Origin of the sequence: Paenibacillus medicaginis (assembly GCF_042138635.1) — a bacterium.
In the GTDB taxonomy this organism is placed as follows: Bacteria; Bacillota; Bacilli; order Paenibacillales; family Paenibacillaceae; genus Paenibacillus; species Paenibacillus medicaginis.
Genome location: NZ_JBHIRY010000018.1, coordinates 37319 through 56918 on the forward strand (window position 1 = coordinate 37319; position 19600 = coordinate 56918).

Sequence of the window (19600 nt, forward strand, 5' to 3'; positions counted from 1 at the left end):
GATGGCAGATAATCGATTGGACCTGGAAGAAGAGCAGCCGGAAATTATTTATATTGACGACGAAGAGGGCAACGAAGAAGAATTCGAGGTCATCATGAAATTCGAAGTGGATGGCTCTGATGCCAAATATATGATGGTTGCACCGGTCGAACCCGAAGAAGATGAAACCGATGTATACGCCTTCCGATATGAGGAAGACGGTGACGATATTAAATTGTACCCGATTACGGATGATGCCGAATGGGAAATTGTTGAAGAAACATTTAATACCTTTGTAGAAGCAGATGACGAGGATTTTGAGAAATGACAATGTATTCCCGTGAGGATTTGACCTGGACGACCGGATTGAAGGAAACCTTCGGTTCACAAGTGGAGCTTGAAGACGGGGAAGGACATTCTGTTCCTTACACGCTGGAGGCCGAATTTGAGGTAGGCGGACAGGCATATGCGGTTCTGTGTGGACAGAAGGCGGCTGCGGGGGAGTATGAGCTTTTCAGGGTGGTATGGAAAGGCGATAAGCCTGAGCTGACGGTCATCGAAGACGATGACGAATGGGAGGATATTGCGGAGCTGTACGATGAGTGCACGTTCCCGGAATAACCTCGACTTTAGATTGAATGATATCCCGGAAAGGGCGGACTTGTCCGCTCTTTTTGGCTGTGAAGGGGTTGGATATTTTGAAGCGCAAAGCTAGGACCGGAGTGCTGCTGCTCGTCTTATTACTTGTCGTAGCAGGAGCGGCGCTCTATCTTTGGCAAATGATGCAGCCTGTCCAACAGCAAGCGGGAACCGTTGCGTTTACCGTGGAGCAGGGAATGAGAACATCCCAGATTGCAGATTTGCTTGAGCAGAAAGAACTTATTCGAAATTCTACTGTTTTTAAAGCTTACTTAAAGCTAACGGAGCAAGGCAGCAACTTTCAGGCCGGCAAGTATGAAGTACAGCCGGGCATCACATATGAGCAATTGATTGCCAAGCTGTCCAGCGGAGATGTTGTGCCGGAGGAGATGATCCAGTTTACCATTCCCGAAGGATTTACGGTGCTGCAAATTGCCGATAGACTGCAGCAGGAAGGCATTGCTGACAAGGAAGAGTTTCTGAAGCTTGCGAATGACCCGGCACAATTTGACATGCCCCTGCTGGCGCATATTCCGGAGGACAAGCAGCTGAGGTATAAGCTGGAAGGTTATCTGTTTCCGGAAACCTATGAACTGCCCAAGGGCAGCTCGGTGAAAGAAATTATGGCGGCTATGCTGGAGCAGACTCAGAAAGAGCTGGACAGTATTCCGAATCTGGAGCAAGAGCTTGAGGAGCGCCACGAAACGCTTCATGAACTGCTTTCTGTCGCTTCTCTGGTGGAGCGTGAGGTGGTTGTGGATCAGGAGCGCCCGATTGTCGCCGGGGTTATCTATAACCGGCTGGAGAAAGGGCAAAAGCTTGAAATTGACGCAACTGTTCAATATATGCTGAATAAGCAGAAGGAACGGCTGCTGTTTAAAGATCTGGAAGTAGATTCGCCTTATAATACGTATACGAATGAGGGTCTGCCGGCAGGCCCGATTGCCAGCCCGAGCTTAAGCTCCATTCAAGCGGCGCTTGAGCCGGCCAAGACGGATTATTTTTTCTATGTTACGAAAAAGGATGGCTCGCAGGAGCACTTATTCGCCAAGACATATCAGGAACATTTAAACAATATCCAACAAAGTCAAAGTGTGACACAATAGGAGGTAACCCAGTGGCTGATAAACCCGAACTGCTCGTAACGGCAGCTTCACCGGGGGAAGCTGTACAGATGCTGGATGCAGGCGCGGATGCGCTGCTGATCGGAGAAGACCGGTTCGGCATGCGTCTGGCGGGCAGCTTTACACCCGACGAAATCAAAGATACGGTAGAGATTGCGCATTCACGTGGCGCCAAAGTATATGTTTCCATGAATAATCTGATGACCAATGATCTGCTTCGCGAAATTCCGGATTATGTGCAGATGCTCGGTTCCATAGGGGTGGATGCGGTGGAGTTCAATGATCCGTCCGTGCTTGCAGCCGTGAAGGAGTATGCTCCCCGTATCGCGCTGTTCTGGAATGCGGAAATGACCTCAACCAACTATTCCACCGCCAATTATTGGGGAGAAAAGGGAGCGTCCCGTGTTGTGCTGGCACGGGAGCTCAATATGGATGAGATAACGGGAATGATCCCCGATCTGAAGATTGAAGCCCAGGTGCAGGTGCACGGGATGACGAATATTTACCATTCCAAGCGGCGTCTGGTGGCCAGCTACATGCAGCATCAGGGCAGACCGGTGGAGGGTGATCTCGGGAAGGACCGTCATTTGTTCCTGATCGAGGCTGAGCGCAGGGAAGAGAAGTTTCCGATCTATGAGGATATCAACGGGACTCATATTATGAGCTCAGATGATATATGCATTATCGAAGACCTCCATTTACTGATGACAGCAGGAGTGCACAGCTTCAAAATCGAGGGCCTTCTCAAGCCGACAGCCTACAACGAGGCGGTGGTTAAAGCTTACCGTACGGCTATCGACAGCTACTTTAACAATCCGGAAGACTATGCTTATGATGAAGCATGGCTGGATGAAGTGCGCAGACTGCAGGACCCGGAAAGGGAGCTTTCCTTCGGGTTTTTCTATAAAGAACAGGTTTATTAAAAAATATAGGGGGGAACGAAACGGTGGGGACTTTAACCAAGCGTAAATATACGGGCACACGTTACCGTCTGGATAAACCGGAACTGCTCGCTCCGGCCGGCAATCTGGAAAAACTGAAATTTGCCATTCATTATGGCGCTGATGCCGTTTACATTGGCGGCCAGCATTATGGCCTGCGCTCCAACGCCGACAATTTCAGTTTTGAGGAGATGAAGGAAGGCGTCGAGTTTGCCAAAAAGTATGGCGCCAAGGTGTTCGTGGCTACGAATATTTATGCCCACAATGAAGATGTTGAAGGCATTGAAGCGTATTTGCGCAAGCTGCATGAGGCGGGGATTTCTGCTATCATTGCGGCCGATCCGGCCATTATCCAGGTGGCTCGCAAAGCCGTGCCTGAGTTGGAGGTGCATCTGAGCACACAGCAATCGACGCTGAACTGGCAAGCCGTGAAGTTTTGGAAAGAGGAAGGGCTGCCACGTGTCGTACTGGGCCGGGAGACGAGCATGGATGAAATCGCGGAAATCAAGGAGCATGTGGATATCGAGATTGAAGCGTTCATTCACGGTGCGATGTGCTCTTCCTTCTCCGGCCGCTGCGTGCTGTCCAATCACTTTACAGACCGTGACTCCAATCGTGGCGGCTGCTGTCAGTCTTGCCGCTGGAAGTATGATTTATTTGAAGACGCTCGTTCATCCACGGTTTGGGTATCTGAGGAAGAAGCCAGAGATAACCGGGTATTGGAGCAGTTTCGTCTTGGAGTGAACCAGCTCCCGCTGTATGATGAGCAGGATAACCCGTTCAGCATGGGCTCCAAGGACCTGTGCATGATCGAGCATATCCCCGATCTGATTGATGCCGGTGTGGACAGCTTCAAAGTGGAAGGACGGATGAAATCCATCCATTACGTGGCAACGGTGATCAATGTATACCGCCAGGCGATTGATTCGTACATGGCTGATCCGGACAACTACGTGCTGAAGCCGGAGTGGATCGAGGAAATGAATAAAGCGGCTAACCGTCCGCTGAACACCGGCTTTTTCTATGATACGCCGGATCATGAGGATCATATTTACGAGCCGGAAGAAAAGGCCGTACCTTACGACTTCGCCGGACTGGTGCTAAATTACGATCCGGAGACACGTTTGGCGACGATTCAGCAGCGTAACCATTTCAAGCCTGGGCAGCAGATCGAATTTTTCGGACCTGGGGGCACATTCTTCAAGCAAACGGTAGGCAAGCTATGGGATGAAGAAGGCAACGAACTGGACGCTGCCCGTCATCCGCTGCAGCCGGTAAAGATGATCGTAGACCAGCCTGTTTCCTATTTTGATATGATGCGCAAGCGGAAATAAAGAAACATTTTTTTGGGAATATATGTTTGAGGTTCTCGTATATCGGTCGGGAGGCCTCTTTTTTTTATAGCTTTATAGGAAAAAAGTTTCAGTTTATTTTGGCAATTTAGGCTGACAAGACCAACTTTTGTCGTATAATATCGTTAAATACATAAAAAGAGTGTTAAGGATAGTGTGGGGAATTGAATAACTTCCGGCAGGTGAGAAAAATGGGCGTAAAGCCAACAAGAGAGAAAAAAACTGAAGAATCTAAAAAAACTGAAAAGAAAGAGGCACAGGCGTCAAGCCTGAAGAACAAACTGAAATTGCCTTCAATGAAGATGAACTGGAAGGTTCGCGAGCGGATAAAAGGCTTGGTCAATGGTGGGGAGAAAGACCCGGGAATGAGAAAAGGAAGCGGCACGGATTTTGAAAAATCACCAAAGAATTACATATCCTTGATCAAACAAGCGAATCCTGTGAAGTCTGTGGGGATGAAGCTGTTCCTGATTTTCTTTATTACGATTATGATCGCAGTGGTCAGCCTGGGGACGATATCTTATGCAACCGCTCGCAATACAATCGAGCAGAATGCTGCACTGGCTTATCAGCAGACAGTAAATCAGACATCCGAAAAGCTGGACATCATTTTGGAGCGTTTTCTGGATACTTCAACCCAAATCTTCTTCGATACGGAAATTGCCGATCTGCTGCGGACGATAAGCAATCCGGATATCTCTTCTTATGATGCATTCATGGCGATCGATTCGGTGACCAAGAAGCTGACCAACGTGGCGTTTAACAATAAAGCGATCGAGTCCATTTATTTGTATCCCGAAGACCCGAATGGGGTCATCATGGGAACAGGCAATAAAAAGGATGTAAGATCAGAGCCGTGGTTCGCAGAAATGCTGCAAAACACAGGGGTCCGCTGGCTGCCAACGGAAGTCAGCAGCTCCGGCATCAAGACCTACCGTCTGGTCCGTTCGATGAATGATCTGTCCGTGCTCGGCGCCAAGTATGTGCTGGTGATGGACCTCAAGCTGAGCTCTCTTGAAGAGCAGCTGGAGGGGCTGGATCTGGGAGATGGCGGAGCCATTCACCTGGTAACCAAGGATGGCATCCCGGTGGCGTCAAACCAGCAGGATATGGTGGGAAGCGGACAGACTCTGGATTATGTGAAAGAGTTGAAAGAACCTCAGGGCAGCAATACGGTTAGGGTGGATTTGAATGGCAAGGACCAGGAAGTGCTGTCCGTTCATACGACGCTCGGCACATCCCAATGGATTCTGAACGGAATCGTGCCCGTATCCGCGCTGCTGCAAAGCACCAAAGGCATTCTGATTCTTACCTGGGTGTTTGTGATTGCGGCTGCAATCGTAGCTGTACTGCTTGGCTGGTTGATGGTGCGCATGATCGGTCGTCCGCTGAAGCGGATGAAGGATCTCATGAACGAAGGAGCCAAAGGCAACCTGGGTGTTCGCACTGATTACCGGTCCAGGGATGAAATCGGTCAGCTCTCCACAAGCTTTAATGAAATGATGGAGCAAATTACGGAGCTGGTGCAGCAGACCAATTCAACGGCCAAGGACGTTCTGCTGACAGCCTCCGAACTGAGCGATGCTTCCAAAAAGACAGCCATCTCAGCAAGGGAAATTGCCGTAGCGACCGAGGAAATTGCGAACGGCGCCTCCAGTCTCGCTACAGAGGCGGAGCGCGGCAGTACACTGACCGACAATATTACGCGCCAGATGAAGATCGTTATCGCTTCCAATTCGCAAATGGGAGAGGCAGCGCGGGAGGTGGGACGCTCCAGTGAAACAGGCAGCGAGCAGCTCAAGCAATTGATGGGCAAGACCAAGGTAACGGAAGAAACGACACGCTCACTCGTCGCCAAAATGGACAAGCTGAAGGGAACCACTTCCACAGTGTTCAAGATGCTGGATGCGATGCAGAACATTACGAAGCAGACGAATATTCTGTCCCTGAATGCAACCATCGAAGCGGCACGTGCAGGCGCGGCCGGACGCGGGTTCATGGTGGTGGCGGATGAAATCCGGCAGCTGGCCGATCAATCCCGGCAGGCCATTATTATGGCTAGCGGCATCATTAATAACATCGTTACCGAAATGAATGAGACGGTGGAGGCGTTAACAGACGCGTATCCTTTGTTCAGGCAGCAAATTGAAGCGGTTGAAGAGACCTCGGAAATATTCCAGTCTGTACAGCAGCAGATGGAGGACTTCATCAGCAGCCTGACTGCGGTGACCGGGTCGATTGAAGAACTTAATCAATCGCAGGAGGTATTGTCTGATGCCATGGGCAATGTCAGCGCTGTAGCAGAGCAATCCTCCGCCACCTCAGAGGAGGTCGCTTCGCTCAGCAGTGAGCAGGAAAATGTCGCCAGTCAGCTCGTACAGCTATCCGAGAAGCTTGAAAACGTATCTGGCAGCCTGCAGCAAACGTTGTCCAACTTCAGAATATAAGCAAAGCAACGCATTCGTATGATGGGTATAAGGGAGCAGCCTGCAAGCAGATTTTCTGCTACGGCTGCTCCCTTTCTGTGTTCAGTGACCTTTCGGGAAGGCGGGCGTTTGACAGCAACGGCACGGGGACATACTATTCCCAAGATCAGCTTACAGGAGGCGGACCGAGATTGCGGCACCAGACGAACAGGAACGAACGGCATCAGCGAATCCAATATGTAACGGTTGTGCTTTCTGTGCTCATAGTTATCCTTATCATCCGTTTAGGATGGATTCAGACCTTTTTCGTGCGCAGCATTGTCCCTAACGGAAACAGAACCGTAAGGGAGCAAGCCGTTATTCAGCGGCAGGAGGGGATTGTGGTGGATACGGGCCGGGGAGATTTTACGGACAGGTCCGGGCGCAGCATAACAGGCACCTGGGTCCGGGTGCCTGTGTTGTTTCCCGGAGGGCCTGTGAAGCAGGATGACAGGCTTGGGCAACTGGCCCGGATTCTGAATACCGCTCCTGCTGAGCTTCTCCGCCGCTGGAAAGGTCTCGGTTCGCCCCTGATCTGGCAAGACAGCCGCGGCATGCCTTTGGAGTTGACGGACCGGGAAGCCGCCTACATTGCCCGGATTGCTCCCGGGGCGGCAGAAGTGCTGCCATACAGGAGAAGGTACGAGGGGGCGCGGAACGGCATGCAGTGGCTTGGATTTCTATACGAGCCTGAGGATTCATACCGTACATCGTCAGGAGCAGCCGGCTTGGAGAAAACACTGCAGCCGCTGCTGAAAGGAGAAGGAGAAACCTTTATATCCCATTTGGTAGATGCTGAGCGTCATACGCTTCCCGCTACGGGGCTGCAAATGAACAAGCCTTCCAACAGCTATTATCCGCTGCAGGTGCAAACGACGATCGATCTTGCCCTGCAGCGCAAGATCGAAAGCCTGACAGAGCACAGCCCAATGAAGGAAGGAGCAGTGGTGGTGCTGGACGCCGGCAACGCCGATGTGCTTGCAATGGTATCGCGTCCTTTTTACGACCCCCGCCATGTCAATCCGCAGGGCTCCGATTGGTCCAACCGCGCTGTGAAGGCGGCCGTACCCGGCTCCATTTTCAAAATTGTCACAGCTGCAGCCGCCTTGGAGACCGGAGCTGCCAAGGAGGGCGAAACCTTTCACTGCCACGGAGATTATGGTGCCTACGGCTTGGCCTGCTGGAAGGAAGAGGGCCATGGGACACTATCCCTTGAGCAAGGCTTTGCCGAGTCCTGCAACACCGTATTTGCCAAGCTGGCGGAACGATTGAGCTCCAGACAGCTTGTACAGATGGCCGAGGCTCTTGGCTTGGGGCGGCAGGTCGGCTGGGAGGGAGTGAATCTGGCCGGAATGAAGCAGCTCCGTCTGTTCGATGGCGAGGAGGCTGGCCGCATATTCGACAGCCGGGCTCAGGCGGAGGATACAGGAGCACGCGTGCAGACGGCCATCGGGCAAAGGGATGTGAGAATGACTCCGTTACAGGCGGCGAATCTTGTGGTCACACTGCTGCATAACGGAGAAGTGCGCTCGCCGCGGCTGGTGCGCCGCATTCAATATGCGAACGGGGGAACTCTTCTTGAGCTGCCCGCTCATGCTCTGCCTGCGGCTACAGGAAAAATACACCCGCACACTGCGCATACCCTGCTGCACTGGATGGAGAAGGTTGTACAGGAGGGAACCGGCAAAGGGTTGGCTTCCGCCAAGTGGAAGCTTGCCGGGAAATCAGGAACCGCCCAAACCGGACAGGCCGGCAGGGCGGTTAACAATCAATGGTTTATCGGATATGGTCCGGTGGAAAAGCCGCGCTATGCGGTGGCCGTCCTTGTACAGAATGCTCCGGCGGATACGCCGAACCAGGCTACAAAACTGTTTGGTCAAGTCATGGACTTTCTTGCTTCTTCGGAAGAAGGCGTTTCTTCCTCCTGAAGCTTGGCCAGAAACGGCGGTTCTTCGAACTCTTCTTTCGGGAAACGAATCCATTTCTGCAGATAGCCCTGCTGCCACAGCTCCTTGATCAGTATGAGCAGAATCGGGGAGAGGATCAGACCGGCTACCCCAAAAATCGAAAGCGAGATAAACATGAACGACAGCATCAGATAGGCCGAGGTAACGCCTATGGAATTGCCTGCAATCTTCGGCTCGGCCAGCTGGCGCACGAGCATGGCAACCGCCAAAAGCACCAACAGCCCGATGGCAAGACCGGTATTGCCGATGATGAACAGATAGACGGCCCACGGGATCAGGATGACCGGCACGCCCAGCAGCGGGAGAATATCAAACACCGCTGCTATGAGAGCAATTGCAAAGGCATTGCCTGTGCCGAGAATCAGCAGTCCGAGAAAAATAATGACAAACGTGATCGATACAAGAATAGCCTGGGCTTTTATATACGATCCGATCGCTTTCAAAACATGGTTTCTGAAAAAGCTAAATGCGGTTTTCAGCGTATGCGGTGTCTTCTTGCGCACAATGACCTTCCACAGATCGATCTCCATGCTGAGAAAAAAAGCCAGGATGATGGCAATCCCGAAGTTGGTCATGAAGGTAGAGAACGTGCCGAGAAAGGCAACGACGTGCTGCAGGGCACTGGTACCCCAGTTTGTGGCCAGCTTCGTGGCTGTTGTAAAATAATCGTTGATATTTTGCGTGATCGACGGCGGTAAACTGGCGGCTTTACCCTGCAAAAAAGCGGTCAGATTTACAAACGCCTGCTGCACAATGGAGGTATATTGCGGAAGATCGTCGGCAAGCCGCATGAGCTGTGTTACCACAATCAGTCCCAGCCCGAAAAATAAAGCGAGCAGGATGACGATAAACAGCAGCACGGAAATAGCTGAAGCGAACGGCTTGCGCATCCCCTTTTTGTGAAGGTAACGGGCCAACGGTTCAATGCACCAGAATACGACGAAAGAGAGAAACACGGGTGCCGCGATATGGTACAATTGGCTGGATACGAACAGAATCAGATAGACGGTCAGCGCAATCAGTGCTATATCAAAGGCAGTGCGCCAATACTTTTTATAAAGTGGCAGCATAAAATACAACGACTCCTTTTTCGGGTAAGATCAATTTTGTATATTGTACACTATTTATATAAAGTCAGCCTTATTTTCTAGCCTTTTATGTTAAAATAAAGTTAGTGAGTTTTCCTCAGGTCGCTCGTTACACAGGAGCGTGGATTGAAAAAAATAGGCGAACGGCACGCTATGTCAAAATAGAGAAGTGGGGAATAAGACGTGCTGCAGAATGTACTGCTATGGCTTTTTTACATTACATCATTTTACGCTTTTATCCCCGGGATTATAAGCCGCTTGTTCGGCTTCCGGGTATTCCGGCGGGGAAAGAAGGAGGAGCAAGCTTTCGCCCTTACTTTTGATGACGGGCCTGATCCCGTTTATACCCCTCAATTGTTGGATTTGCTGCAGCGTTTCAATGCCAAAGCGACTTTTTTTGTCGTGGGCGCGAATGCAGAGCAGCATCCGGCTGTATTGCGGAGAATCTATGAAGAGGGCCATTTGATCGGTATCCACAATTATGTGCATAAATCCAACTGGTTTATGCGTCCGGCAACCGTGCGCAAGCAGATTTTATGCACAGAGCAAATCATCCATGAAGTCACCGGCGAACGTACGGCCTATTACCGACCGCCTTGGGGCATTGTGAATCTGTTCGACTTCGCCAAATCGAATGGACGCCGCATCGTTCTCTGGTCTTCCATGTTCGGGGATTGGCGCATCAAGACGGGGGCGGACCGGTTGACCCGAAGAATGCTGCAAAAGCTGCGCGGAGGGGAAGTTATGCTGCTGCACGATTGTGGCAGGACGCTCGGCGCCAATGCCGACGCTCCCCAAAATATGCTGATTGCGCTGGAGCGGGTGCTGATTGAGGCTGGCCGCAGAGGTCTGCGTAGTGTACGGATAGACGAGTTGGCAGGAGGTGCAGTGGAAATGAGCACAAAGCATTCTGCAGGCTGGTTCAAAAAAGGCATAGTCCGGGGCTGGATGCTGTATGAACGTGTCTTTCACGCCCTGTTCCGGCTTGAGCCTGCGAACCCGCAGGAGCCATTTCTGCATTTCAGACAGCGCACATATAAGGGAAGTCCTGTAGATTTTGCCGATGGTTCCTCACTTGTCAAAGGTGATGAGGTGCTTGAACTGCATTTTGATAATGAAAGGCTATACCAGATCGGCTCTACTGCCAAGACACCCATGCATGTAGCGATCCAGATAATCCGTTCCGTAGAGAAACAGCTGCCATATCTGGCGGCAAAAGTCGCTAATGATCCCAGGCTTGCAGGAGTCAAAGCCATTTACGGTGTCAGCATGATCAACCGTGGTGCGGAGAAGCTCGGTTTTATCATCCGTGACCTTCCCGCAGGCTTGTTCGCGGCCTCATCGACGCTGTATCTGCGGCTGTTGCTGAGCGTCATCCATCCATCCGGGCAGGAAAGGCTGAAGCATCGCTCAGATCTGCTCGTGCCGAAGCTCATCGTCATGCCGGCCTCTGTGTTAATGGGCCGTTTCTTGAAGAATGATTCTGCAAGGACCGGTATGACCCTGAAAGATCATCCGCTATCCGAGCCTGCGGAAGAGATGGGCATGGGTACCGCTTCCGCCCAGACGGTGAACAGCACGACAAGCACGATTGCATGAAAAAGGGTGGTATATCCAGAAAAAATTCCTGCTCCCCGTGAAGGATGGGGGCAGGAATTTTGTGTTTTACGATTAGATTTTCATGATACCGCCGTTGCTGGCATTCGTAACAAGCTTGGAATATCTGGCCAGATAGCCTGTTTTTACTTTCGGCTCGAAGCCTTTCCAGTTGGCGCGGCGGCGGTCAAATTCCTCGTCGCTGATCTCAAGCTGAATCGTGCGGTTGTTAAGATCCAGTTCGATGAAATCGCCGTCTTGCACGAAAGCGATGGGTCCGCCTTCAGCCGCCTCCGGAGAGATATGGCCGATGGAGATGCCGCGGGAAGCGCCTGAGAAGCGTCCGTCCGTAATCAGGCCAACCTTGGCGCCAAGGCCCATACCGACGATCTGGGAGGTAGGAGCGAGCATTTCCGGCATGCCTGGTCCGCCTTTCGGCCCCTCATAGCGGATAACGACCACATGTCCTTCCTTGACTTTACCGTTGGCGATGCCAGCCAGGGCATCTTCCTGAGAATCAAAGCAGATGGCAGGGCCTCTATGGTATCCGCCAACAGATGGATCCACAGCACCGACCTTGATAATGGAGCCCTCCGGAGCGAGATTGCCGAACAGTACGGCAAGTCCGCCGCGCTCGGAATAAGGGTTGTCAAGACGGTGGATAACATTCTCATCCAGTATTGGCTGATCCTGCACGTTCTCGCGTAGCGTTTTACCGGTAACGGTAATACAGTCCGCATGAAGAGCGCCCGGTTTTTTCAATAGCTCATTCAGCACGGCGCTTACGCCGCCGGCATTGTGAACGTCCTCGATGTGATAATCAGAAGCGGGAGCCAGCTTGGACAGATGCGGTACACGGTTAGCAACTTCATTAATGCGTTCGATCGGATAGTCGACCTCCGCCTCATTAGCCAGCGCAAGAGTATGCAGCACCGTATTCGTGGAGCCACCCATGGCCATATCAAGTGCGAAGGCGTTGTCGATGGCTTCTTTAGTCACGATGTCACGTGGCTTCAGATCCATTTTGATAAGTTCCATGAGCTGCTCTGCAGAGCGCTTAACAAATTCTTTGCGTTCAGGAGCAACAGCCAGAATGGTTCCGTTGCCCGGAAGCGCGAGACCTAATGCTTCAGCAAGACAGTTCATGGAGTTGGCCGTGAACATGCCCGAGCAGGAGCCGCAGGTCGGACAGCCGTATTGTTCAAGCTCCAGCAGACTTTGATCATCAATTTTGCCAGCCTGATAAGCGCCTACGCCTTCAAATACGGAAGTCAGGGAGATGGAGCGGCCGTTCTTGTCTTTACCGGCTTTCATCGGTCCGCCGCTGACGAAGATGGTTGGAATGTTGACGCGCAGGGCGCCCATCATCATGCCAGGCGTGATTTTATCACAGTTGGGGATACAGACCATGCCGTCGAACCAGTGTGCGGACACAACCGTTTCAAGGGAATCGGCGATAATTTCGCGGCTTGGCAGGGAATAACGCATGCCGATATGTCCCATGGCAATGCCATCGTCCACACCGATGGTATTGAATTCGAAAGGCACACCACCAGCCTCGCGAATGGCATCTTTAACGATTTTGCCGAATTCCTGCAAATGAACATGTCCGGGAACAATATCAATGTAAGAGTTGCACACAGCGATGAACGGCTTGTCGAAATCTTCTTCCTTTACTCCCGCCGCCCGCAGCAGGCTGCGGTGAGGCGCACGGTCAAAGCCTTTTTTGATCATATCTGATCGCATCTTCTTCTTGTTAGCTGTCATGAAGTCTGTCCTCCCAGGTTCCTATATTGATTTAGCGCTGCAAATCAACGCTTGAAAGCAGTGAATGGTTTCTAGAAAGTCTACCATAACTGTGGCTTTTTTTCTATATATATTACAGAAGATGAAAGAGCTTTGCACAAAAAAGAAGCCTGTCACCGCTACTGCGAGACAAGCTTCCTGGAACTAGACGCACGATCAGTTTTTACCGCTCTTGTGTGCGATTTCGTGCCATAACAAATCACTCCTTTTGAAGAAGTGCTTTTTGAAAGATGAAGAAATTTTGGATATGCGCTTAAAGATCCAACCCACATTCGGCTCAATTAACGGATGCACAGCACGCTTGACGGCAGGCAGGGCGAGCAGGACGGTCAGCAGGCAGGCTACGATCATGACGCATAGGGTGCCAAAGGTTGTATGGATATAAGCATATATTCCCAATGAGGCCGCCCCACGAATAATAAATCCGTGCAGCAGGAACACATATAAAGTCCGGCTTCCCAACCGTGACAGCCAGCCGGCAGCAAAAGGCACGAATCCAAGGAAGGCAGCCGACGCTGCGAGCTGCAGCAGGTAGATGCCGATCCGGAATAAACCAGCATACCATTCTCCGTGTCCCAGCCCGGCGAAAGTCATGCTTCCGTACAGCCAGCCTGTTTGCAGATGGGCAGATGTCCAGACCGCTGCAGCGAGCATCAGCAGGGACCCCGCAATAGCGGCAGATCTGAAGCGTGGGGTCAGGAGAAATGATATTTTTTCATAAGTTATATGATAACCAAGCACAAAAAAAGGCAGAAACACAAAGGTTCTGGATATGCTCAGCCACGTCCCCTCAAAGGGGATGTATCCGGCAAGCGTGCCCAGCACGATGGAACCGGTAATCTGTATCGACGGCGACAGCCGCCGCATGGCCAACAGGAGCAGTCTCCAGCAGAAATGGCTGGCGAGGAACCACAGCAGCAGATAAGGGGCAAAAAAGGAATGATGAACCCCCTGAACGTGGAAGAAAGCAGCGTCGAGCAGAGAGTACAGGCTTTGAAAAATAATGTATTGAACCATAATCTGCAGCAGTGTTTTAACACCTGTTTCACCTTTCAGGTTCGGACGGGTAAAATAACCGGTCACCCACACAAACAGCGGCATGTGAAACATAAAGATCCAGGTATACCAACGGTCTGCCAGACTGCTGACATATATTAAAGGCTCTAGCGCATTGGCAGCAAACACGCATACGATCAATAAAAATCTTAAGTTCAGAAAAAAAGCATCTCCACTACGGGCCGACACGCCGTTCATAACCTATCCCTCCATACGGTCGGCACAGCCGCCGTATTTTCTAAAAATCTTATATTCCAAACATACGATATTCCGGCAGTGTATATTGTGATAATATTCACAATAGTAAACGCTCACATTTACCTGAATTGTGTCGGTTGTATGGAGGGAGCGGGTAAGAGTGCCTGATCCCTGAATTTGACCGGCCTTTTGCCATGGTGATACGCTTTGATAAAGCTTGCTGCTTTCGTTTCTGGGTGGCTCCTAACATCTCTCCTTTGATATGGTTTTGCGGAAAGGTGAGTTATAATTAGGGAGAATCATCCAGTGCGGGAATCGTGAACAGGGATACCGCCGTAAGGGAGGAAGAGCATGCCTGAGTTGCAGATCGGGACACGTCTTGAGCCCTGCCGGGCGATCCTGTTTGATAAAGACGGGACGCTGCTGCATTTCCTGCAGATGTGGGGACCATGGGCGGGCTCTGTCCTGAATATGATGGAACGGCATCTGGCTGTCATCGGGGCCGAAATTATCGGCGGCAAGGAGCGGCTTCTGGGAACTGTGCTTGACCGTAAGGGGTGTGTTGTCAGCTACGACCTGCGCGGACCGTTTGCTATGGGCACGGTTGAGGAAACGACCGGTCTGCTGGCATGGCAGCTCTACGCAGCCGGGGTGCCATGGGATGAGGCGGTGATGCAGGTCAGGCATTTCAGCAAAACAGCCATGACCGATCTTCGCAACCGCCGTCCTGCCCAGGCTTTTCCGGGACTATCCCCATTTCTTGAACAATGCCGGGCAGCCGGACTGAAGCTTGGGGTCGTCACTTCGGACGCCGGGAAGGAAGCGGTGGAGCATCTGCACTGGCTCGGCTTCCGCCACCATTTTGCGGCCGTGATCGGTTATGATAATGTCAGGGAAGGGAAACCTTCACCAGATATGGTGCTGAAAGCCTGTGAAGAACTGGATGTAGCCCCGGCCGATACGGTGATCATCGGGGATAGCAACGGGGATATGCAGATGGGAAAGCATGCCGGTGTGAGGCTGAAGCTGGGCTTTGCCCCCGACCCGAAGCTGACAGAGCATCTGGCGGATGCGGATATCATTTTTCACAGCTACGAGGATTTGCAGGTCAGGTTTTGAACAAGTTCAACGTCATGGAGGCGGATAAAAGATGAAGCCGGAGGAAAGGCTGGCACAATGGATCGGCGAAAGCCGCAATATTGTATTTTTCGGAGGAGCGGGAACATCGACGGAAAGCGGTATCCCTGATTTCAGGTCTGCCGCAGGGCTTTATCGGCAGGAAGAGCAGCTGCCCTATCCGCCGGAGGTGATGCTGAGCAGAACGTTTTTTATGGAGCATCCGGACGTTTTTTTCGATTTTTACCGCAGTAAAATGCTGCATCCTGACGCAGAGCCGAATGGCTGCCACCGACTGTTGGCCAGCCTTGAAATGGAGGGCAGGCTGCAGGCGGTCATCACACAGAACATTGACGGACTCCACCAGAAGGCTGGCAGCAGCCGGGTGCTGGAGCTTCATGGCTCTGTGCACCGGAATTACTGCATGAAATGCGCACGTTTTTACAGTCTGGAGGAAGTTATGGCGGCAGAGGATGCGGTTCCGCGCTGTCAGCATGACGGTGCGATCATCAAGCCTGATGTCGTTTTATATGAGGAGGAGCTGAACCAGGAGACGCTTTACGATTCCGTCGAGGCCATTTCCCGTGCGGATATGCTGATCATCGGAGGCACCTCGTTGACGGTTCAGCCGGCAGCGTCGCTGGTTACTTATTTTAGAGGGGCGAGAACCGTGCTTATGAATGCCGATTCGACCCCTTACGATGCAAAGGCGAATCTGCTGATTACCGATCCGATCGGACAGGTGATGGAGCGGGTGGCGGTAATATTGTCCACAGGCCAAGCTTGATGCAGGAAGACTGTAATCGTTTTCTTGTCAAAGGCCGGATAAAAGAGCTATGATGAACTCTGGAAGTATTTATCAGTTACTATTTCATAGTCAGAGAGGCAGGGATGGGTATGGTTTACTTGGCTAGCGAAGACCGCTATGAAGGCATGAAATACAACCGTACCGGTAAATCCGGGCTGAAGCTGCCGGTCATTTCATTGGGATTATGGCATAATTTCGGCAGAATCAACAATGCTGAGAACGGACGCAACATGATTACCCGGGCGTTTGACTTAGGCATTACCCACTTTGACCTGGCAAATAACTACGGACCACCACCCGGCTCGGCGGAGCAATTCTTCGGTCAGGTGATTGCCGGCGATCTGAAGCCCTACCGTGACGAGATGATTATCTCCACAAAGGCCGGTTATTATATGTGGCCCGGCCCTTACGGCGAGTGGGGATCGCGCAAATATTTGATCTCCAGCCTGGATCAGAGCCTGAAACGAATGGGACTGGAGTATGTGGACATCTTCTATTCCCACCGTTTTGACCCCGAGACTCCGCTGGAGGAGACGATGATGGCGCTGGACCATATCGTCCGGTCAGGCAAAGCGCTGTATGTGGGCGTGTCGAATTACAATGCCGAACAGACCGCAGAAGCGAGCCGCATTCTGAAGGAATTGGGCACACCCCTGCTGATCCATCAGCCGAAGTATTCGCTGCTGGACCGCTGGGTTGAAAACGGGCTGCAGGATGTGCTGGATGAAAACGGCATTGGAAGCATCGCCTTTTGCCCGCTTGCCCAAGGAATGCTGACGAACAAATATTTGAACGGGATACCAGAGGATTCGCGGGCGGCAGGCACGTCGGTCTTTTTGAATAAAGAGCAAATTACCCCGGAAGCGATCCGTAAAGTGCGGGCCCTGAATCAGATGGCTGTTGCGCGCGGGCAGAGCCTTGCGCAGTTTGCGCTGGCCTGGGTGCTGCGCGGGGGGCGTGTGACCTCGGCTCTGATCGGCGCAAGCCGGGTGTCGCAGATTGAAGAGAACGTTGCGGCTCTTTCGAACCTGGAATTTACGCATGACGAACTGGAAAGAATTGATTCCATCCTTCAGCCCGCAGGGGGCCAGGAAGGCCATAAATAAACGGTATAATAGGACGGCGCATCAGAAGCCGTTCGCAAAGCAGCCCGCCAATAAGAGCGGGCTGCTGACTTATCCGGGCTTTATTTGCCGACCGTTATCCGGTATTCTGTCGGGGATTGCCCGTAGAAGCGCCGGAATTGGCGGGAAAAATAAAGTGCGTCCGGCAGCCCCACCGAGGCGGCGACCTGCTCAATGGACAGCTCCGGCCGTTCGCGCAGCAGCTGCCGCGACTTGTCGATCCGCAGTTTGAGCAGATAAGTCACCGGTGACAGGCCGGTTTCCTTCTTGAAAATACGGGACAAGTAGGCCCGGTTATAACCGAGGCTGGCGGCCATCTGTTCGATGGACACCGGGTGGGCATACTGTGTAGACATGTACTGAATCATTTGTTTGACCGTGATTCTGACCTGTGAGTCAGGCCCAGGCAGCTTGGCAGCTTCCGTCAGATGCTCTCCCGCCTCGGCGAGGATCAGGTACAGATAGCCGAGGGAAGCAGGATGGGAGCTTGCTTTTCTGCCATAAAAGGTCTGTTGCATGGCGTGAATCCATTGCGGAATCCGGCTGTCTCCGAAAGCTTTGAATACCGGTGCATCCGTTCCGAAACCGGCTTCCTCGATAAGACGGTCGGCTTCGCTGCCGATAAAGGCGGACCACCTGTACCGCCAGGGGGCATCGGTATCGGATACATAGCTGACCAACTGGCCCGGATGGATCAGAAAGCAGTCTCCTGCACTCAGGTGATAGGTCCGTTGCTCCGTCCGGAACCAGCCGTGACCGGATTCCACGAAATGGAGCAGATAATAATCATACAGCTTGGGACCAAGCGCATGCCCCGGTTTCGTCTGGCTTTCTCCGGCGAACAGCACATGAAGCGGGCTGTGCTCGTAATACACCGGATTGGAAGCTACGGAATAAGTGTGTGCCGAATGATCCATAATGCCTCCTCCTTTCTAAAGCAGGGTCTGGGACTTCGGTCGCGTTTATCTTCATTTTACTGTCCGAGGTCACATTTATCCATATGTATAACACATGGCTGCATTACATCGAGAGCGTTTTTCAATTATACTGTCTACATAAAGCAGAATCATCAAATGCTGCTGTAACGGCGCGGTCGGCAACCCGGTTATGCCGAAGCCGCACATGATCAAGAACTGACTATTGCAGTGGGGTGGATAATAAGTGAATACACATGAGCTGACAGAACAATTCAAGCAAAAATACGGGGACGGAGCCCAGCCTTTGCGCCTGTTTCAGGCGCCGGGCAGGGTCAACCTGATCGGGGAGCACATCGATTATAATGGCGGGTATGTGCTGCCTGCGGCACTGGAATTCGGAACGACACTGGTGGTACGGGCAAGGGATGATGACGAGCTGCATTTTGCTTCCACCAATTTTGAATATGAGATGGTCATACCCGTCAAAGACGCCGGCAAGCAGAAAACAGGCGAATGGGTGGATTACCCGGTCGGCGTGATCGTTGAACTGAAGGAAAAAGGCATTGAGCTCTCCAGCGGATACGATTTGCTGTTCCACGGAGAGATTCCAAACGGTGCGGGATTGTCTTCTTCGGCATCGATTGAGGTGGTTACGGGTTACACGCTGCTGTCCCTTGAGGGACAGGCAACGGACACGGTTGAAATCGCCCTGCTCTCCCAGCGGGCCGAGAACCGTTATGTCGGCGTGAACTGCGGCATCATGGACCAGTTTGCTGTGGCCAACGGCGCCAGGGATCATGCGATCCTGCTGATGTGTGACACGCTGGAATATAAGAAGGTACCGTTTAAGACAGGCAATTATAAATTGATCATCGGCAATACAAACAAACGCCGGGGGCTGGTGGACTCCGCTTATAATGAGCGCCGTACTCAATGCGTCGAAGCACTGGACATTTTGCGCAAGGAGATGCCATCGCTGGAATATCTGGCACAGCTCACCGAGGAGCAGTTCAAGGCACTGGAGAACCGGATCGAAGATGAGACGGTCAGAAGACGGGCCCGGCACGTGGTTGAAGAAAACGCCCGTGTGCTGGCCTCGGTCGAGGCACTGAGCAAAAACGACCTGGTCACATTCGGACAGCTGATGAATGCGTCCCATGATTCCCTGCGCGATCTCTATGAGGTCAGTTGCACGGAGCTGGATGTGATGGTGGAGGAAGCACGGCGCATTCCTGGAACGCTCGGGGCACGTATGACAGGCGCGGGTTTTGGAGGCTGTACAGTTTCCCTGGTGCATGAAGGGGATGTGGATCAGTTTGTAAAGCAGGTCGGTGAGGCGTATAAGACTCGTACCGGACTTGAAGGCAGCTTTTACGTTTGCGGAGTAGGCGACGGAGTTAAAGAACTGAAAGGGGACATGTGAC

Annotated in this window: 16 protein-coding genes; 12 read left to right on the forward strand and 4 right to left on the reverse strand. The window is 52.1% G+C overall.

Annotated elements, in window-relative coordinates:
* Position 1: 1 nt before the first annotated feature.
* The 7 genes from ACE5LO_RS17490 (at position 2) to ACE5LO_RS17520 (ending at position 8428) form a co-directional block, all read left to right on the forward strand.
* Positions 2 to 307 carry a DUF1292 domain-containing protein gene (locus ACE5LO_RS17490; RefSeq protein WP_355320535.1) on the forward strand — a complete coding sequence of 102 codons (306 nt, stop codon included), beginning with the start codon at positions 2 to 4 and terminating at the stop codon, positions 305 to 307.
* Positions 304 to 600, forward strand: a complete 297-nt coding sequence (locus ACE5LO_RS17495) for a DUF1292 domain-containing protein (protein WP_375521296.1) — start codon at positions 304 to 306, stop codon at positions 598 to 600. Before ACE5LO_RS17490 ends, ACE5LO_RS17495 begins: the two co-directional genes overlap by 4 nt.
* Before the next feature lie 77 nt (positions 601 to 677).
* The gene (mltG, locus tag ACE5LO_RS17500) at positions 678 to 1724 is read left to right on the forward strand and encodes an endolytic transglycosylase MltG (RefSeq protein WP_375521297.1); all 1047 of its coding nucleotides are present in this window, start codon (positions 678 to 680) and stop codon (positions 1722 to 1724) included.
* Between the two features lie 11 nt (positions 1725 to 1735).
* Positions 1736 to 2665: a peptidase U32 family protein gene (locus ACE5LO_RS17505; RefSeq protein ID WP_375521298.1), complete on the forward strand. Its 930-nt coding sequence runs from the start codon at positions 1736 to 1738 to the stop codon at positions 2663 to 2665.
* 23 nt (positions 2666 to 2688) lie between these two features.
* Complete coding sequence (locus ACE5LO_RS17510) at positions 2689 to 4017, forward strand: peptidase U32 family protein (RefSeq protein ID WP_375521299.1); 1329 nt, start codon at positions 2689 to 2691, stop codon at positions 4015 to 4017.
* Between the two features lie 383 nt (positions 4018 to 4400).
* Positions 4401 to 6482 carry a methyl-accepting chemotaxis protein gene (locus tag ACE5LO_RS17515; RefSeq protein ID WP_375521300.1) on the forward strand — a complete coding sequence of 694 codons (2082 nt, stop codon included), beginning with the start codon at positions 4401 to 4403 and terminating at the stop codon, positions 6480 to 6482.
* Positions 6483 to 6652: 170 nt separating this feature from the next.
* On the forward strand, positions 6653 to 8428 hold the full coding sequence (locus ACE5LO_RS17520) for a peptidoglycan D,D-transpeptidase FtsI family protein (protein WP_375521301.1): 1776 nt from the start codon (positions 6653 to 6655) through the stop codon (positions 8426 to 8428).
* Here ACE5LO_RS17520 and ytvI read toward each other — a convergent pair.
* Complete coding sequence (gene ytvI / locus ACE5LO_RS17525) at positions 8377 to 9537, reverse strand: sporulation integral membrane protein YtvI (RefSeq protein ID WP_375521302.1); 1161 nt, start codon at positions 9535 to 9537, stop codon at positions 8377 to 8379. The two genes, ACE5LO_RS17520 and ytvI, sit on opposite strands and share 52 nt — an antisense overlap.
* A 204-nt stretch (positions 9538 to 9741) precedes the next feature.
* Here ytvI and ACE5LO_RS17530 point away from each other — a divergent pair, with 204 nt between their 5' ends.
* Positions 9742 to 11154, forward strand: a complete 1413-nt coding sequence (locus ACE5LO_RS17530) for a polysaccharide deacetylase family protein (RefSeq protein WP_375521351.1) — start codon at positions 9742 to 9744, stop codon at positions 11152 to 11154.
* 72 nt (positions 11155 to 11226) lie between these two features.
* Here ACE5LO_RS17530 and ilvD read toward each other — a convergent pair whose 3' ends face one another.
* Both ilvD and ACE5LO_RS17540 read right to left on the reverse strand, forming a co-directional pair.
* Positions 11227 to 12918: a dihydroxy-acid dehydratase gene (gene ilvD / locus ACE5LO_RS17535; RefSeq protein ID WP_375521303.1), complete on the reverse strand. Its 1692-nt coding sequence runs from the start codon at positions 12916 to 12918 to the stop codon at positions 11227 to 11229.
* A 195-nt stretch (positions 12919 to 13113) separates the two neighbouring features.
* On the reverse strand, positions 13114 to 14211 hold the full coding sequence (locus ACE5LO_RS17540) for an acyltransferase family protein (RefSeq protein ID WP_375521304.1): 1098 nt from the start codon (positions 14209 to 14211) through the stop codon (positions 13114 to 13116).
* Positions 14212 to 14562: 351 nt separating this feature from the next.
* Between ACE5LO_RS17540 and ACE5LO_RS17545 the strand changes: the two genes are divergently transcribed.
* The 3 genes from ACE5LO_RS17545 to mgrA all read left to right on the forward strand — a co-directional run bounded on the left by ACE5LO_RS17545 (position 14563) and on the right by mgrA (position 17241).
* Complete coding sequence (locus ACE5LO_RS17545) at positions 14563 to 15330, forward strand: HAD family hydrolase (protein ID WP_375521305.1); 768 nt, start codon at positions 14563 to 14565, stop codon at positions 15328 to 15330.
* Between the two features lie 31 nt (positions 15331 to 15361).
* Positions 15362 to 16114 carry an NAD-dependent protein deacylase gene (locus ACE5LO_RS17550; RefSeq protein WP_375521306.1) on the forward strand — a complete coding sequence of 251 codons (753 nt, stop codon included), beginning with the start codon at positions 15362 to 15364 and terminating at the stop codon, positions 16112 to 16114.
* Positions 16115 to 16224: 110 nt separating this feature from the next.
* Positions 16225 to 17241, forward strand: a complete 1017-nt coding sequence (mgrA, locus tag ACE5LO_RS17555; RefSeq protein WP_375521307.1) for an L-glyceraldehyde 3-phosphate reductase — start codon at positions 16225 to 16227, stop codon at positions 17239 to 17241.
* Between the two features lie 80 nt (positions 17242 to 17321).
* Here the strand turns inward: mgrA and ACE5LO_RS17560 are convergent, their stop codons facing one another.
* Positions 17322 to 18176 (reverse strand): AraC family transcriptional regulator, encoded by an 855-nt coding sequence (locus ACE5LO_RS17560; RefSeq protein WP_375521308.1) that lies wholly within the window; start codon positions 18174 to 18176, stop codon positions 17322 to 17324.
* A gap of 244 nt (positions 18177 to 18420) precedes the next feature.
* On the opposite strand from ACE5LO_RS17560, the gene ACE5LO_RS17565 reads away from it, so the two are divergent.
* Positions 18421 to 19599 (forward strand): galactokinase, encoded by a 1179-nt coding sequence (locus tag ACE5LO_RS17565; protein WP_375521309.1) that lies wholly within the window; start codon positions 18421 to 18423, stop codon positions 19597 to 19599.
* Position 19600: the final 1 nt, after the last annotated feature.

Excerpts from the sequence above, each read along its gene's own strand:
- ACE5LO_RS17495 (WP_375521296.1), top strand. The coding sequence starts at position 304 with ATGACAATGTATTCCCGTGAGGATTTGACCTGGACGACCGGATTGAAG.
- ACE5LO_RS17545 (WP_375521305.1), top strand. The coding sequence starts at position 14,563 with ATGCCTGAGTTGCAGATCGGGACACGTCTTGAGCCCTGCCGGGCGATC.
- ACE5LO_RS17550 (WP_375521306.1), top strand. The coding sequence starts at position 15,362 with ATGAAGCCGGAGGAAAGGCTGGCACAATGGATCGGCGAAAGCCGCAAT.
- mgrA (WP_375521307.1), top strand. The coding sequence starts at position 16,225 with ATGGTTTACTTGGCTAGCGAAGACCGCTATGAAGGCATGAAATACAAC.
- ACE5LO_RS17515 (WP_375521300.1), top strand. The coding sequence starts at position 4,401 with ATGAGAAAAGGAAGCGGCACGGATTTTGAAAAATCACCAAAGAATTAC.
- ytvI (WP_375521302.1), bottom strand. The coding sequence starts at position 9,537 with ATGCTGCCACTTTATAAAAAGTATTGGCGCACTGCCTTTGATATAGCA.
- ilvD (WP_375521303.1), bottom strand. The coding sequence starts at position 12,918 with ATGACAGCTAACAAGAAGAAGATGCGATCAGATATGATCAAAAAAGGC.
- ACE5LO_RS17540 (WP_375521304.1), bottom strand. The coding sequence starts at position 14,211 with ATGAACGGCGTGTCGGCCCGTAGTGGAGATGCTTTTTTTCTGAACTTA.
- ACE5LO_RS17490 (WP_355320535.1), top strand. The coding sequence starts at position 2 with ATGGCAGATAATCGATTGGACCTGGAAGAAGAGCAGCCGGAAATTATT.
- ACE5LO_RS17560 (WP_375521308.1), bottom strand. The coding sequence starts at position 18,176 with ATGGATCATTCGGCACACACTTATTCCGTAGCTTCCAATCCGGTGTAT.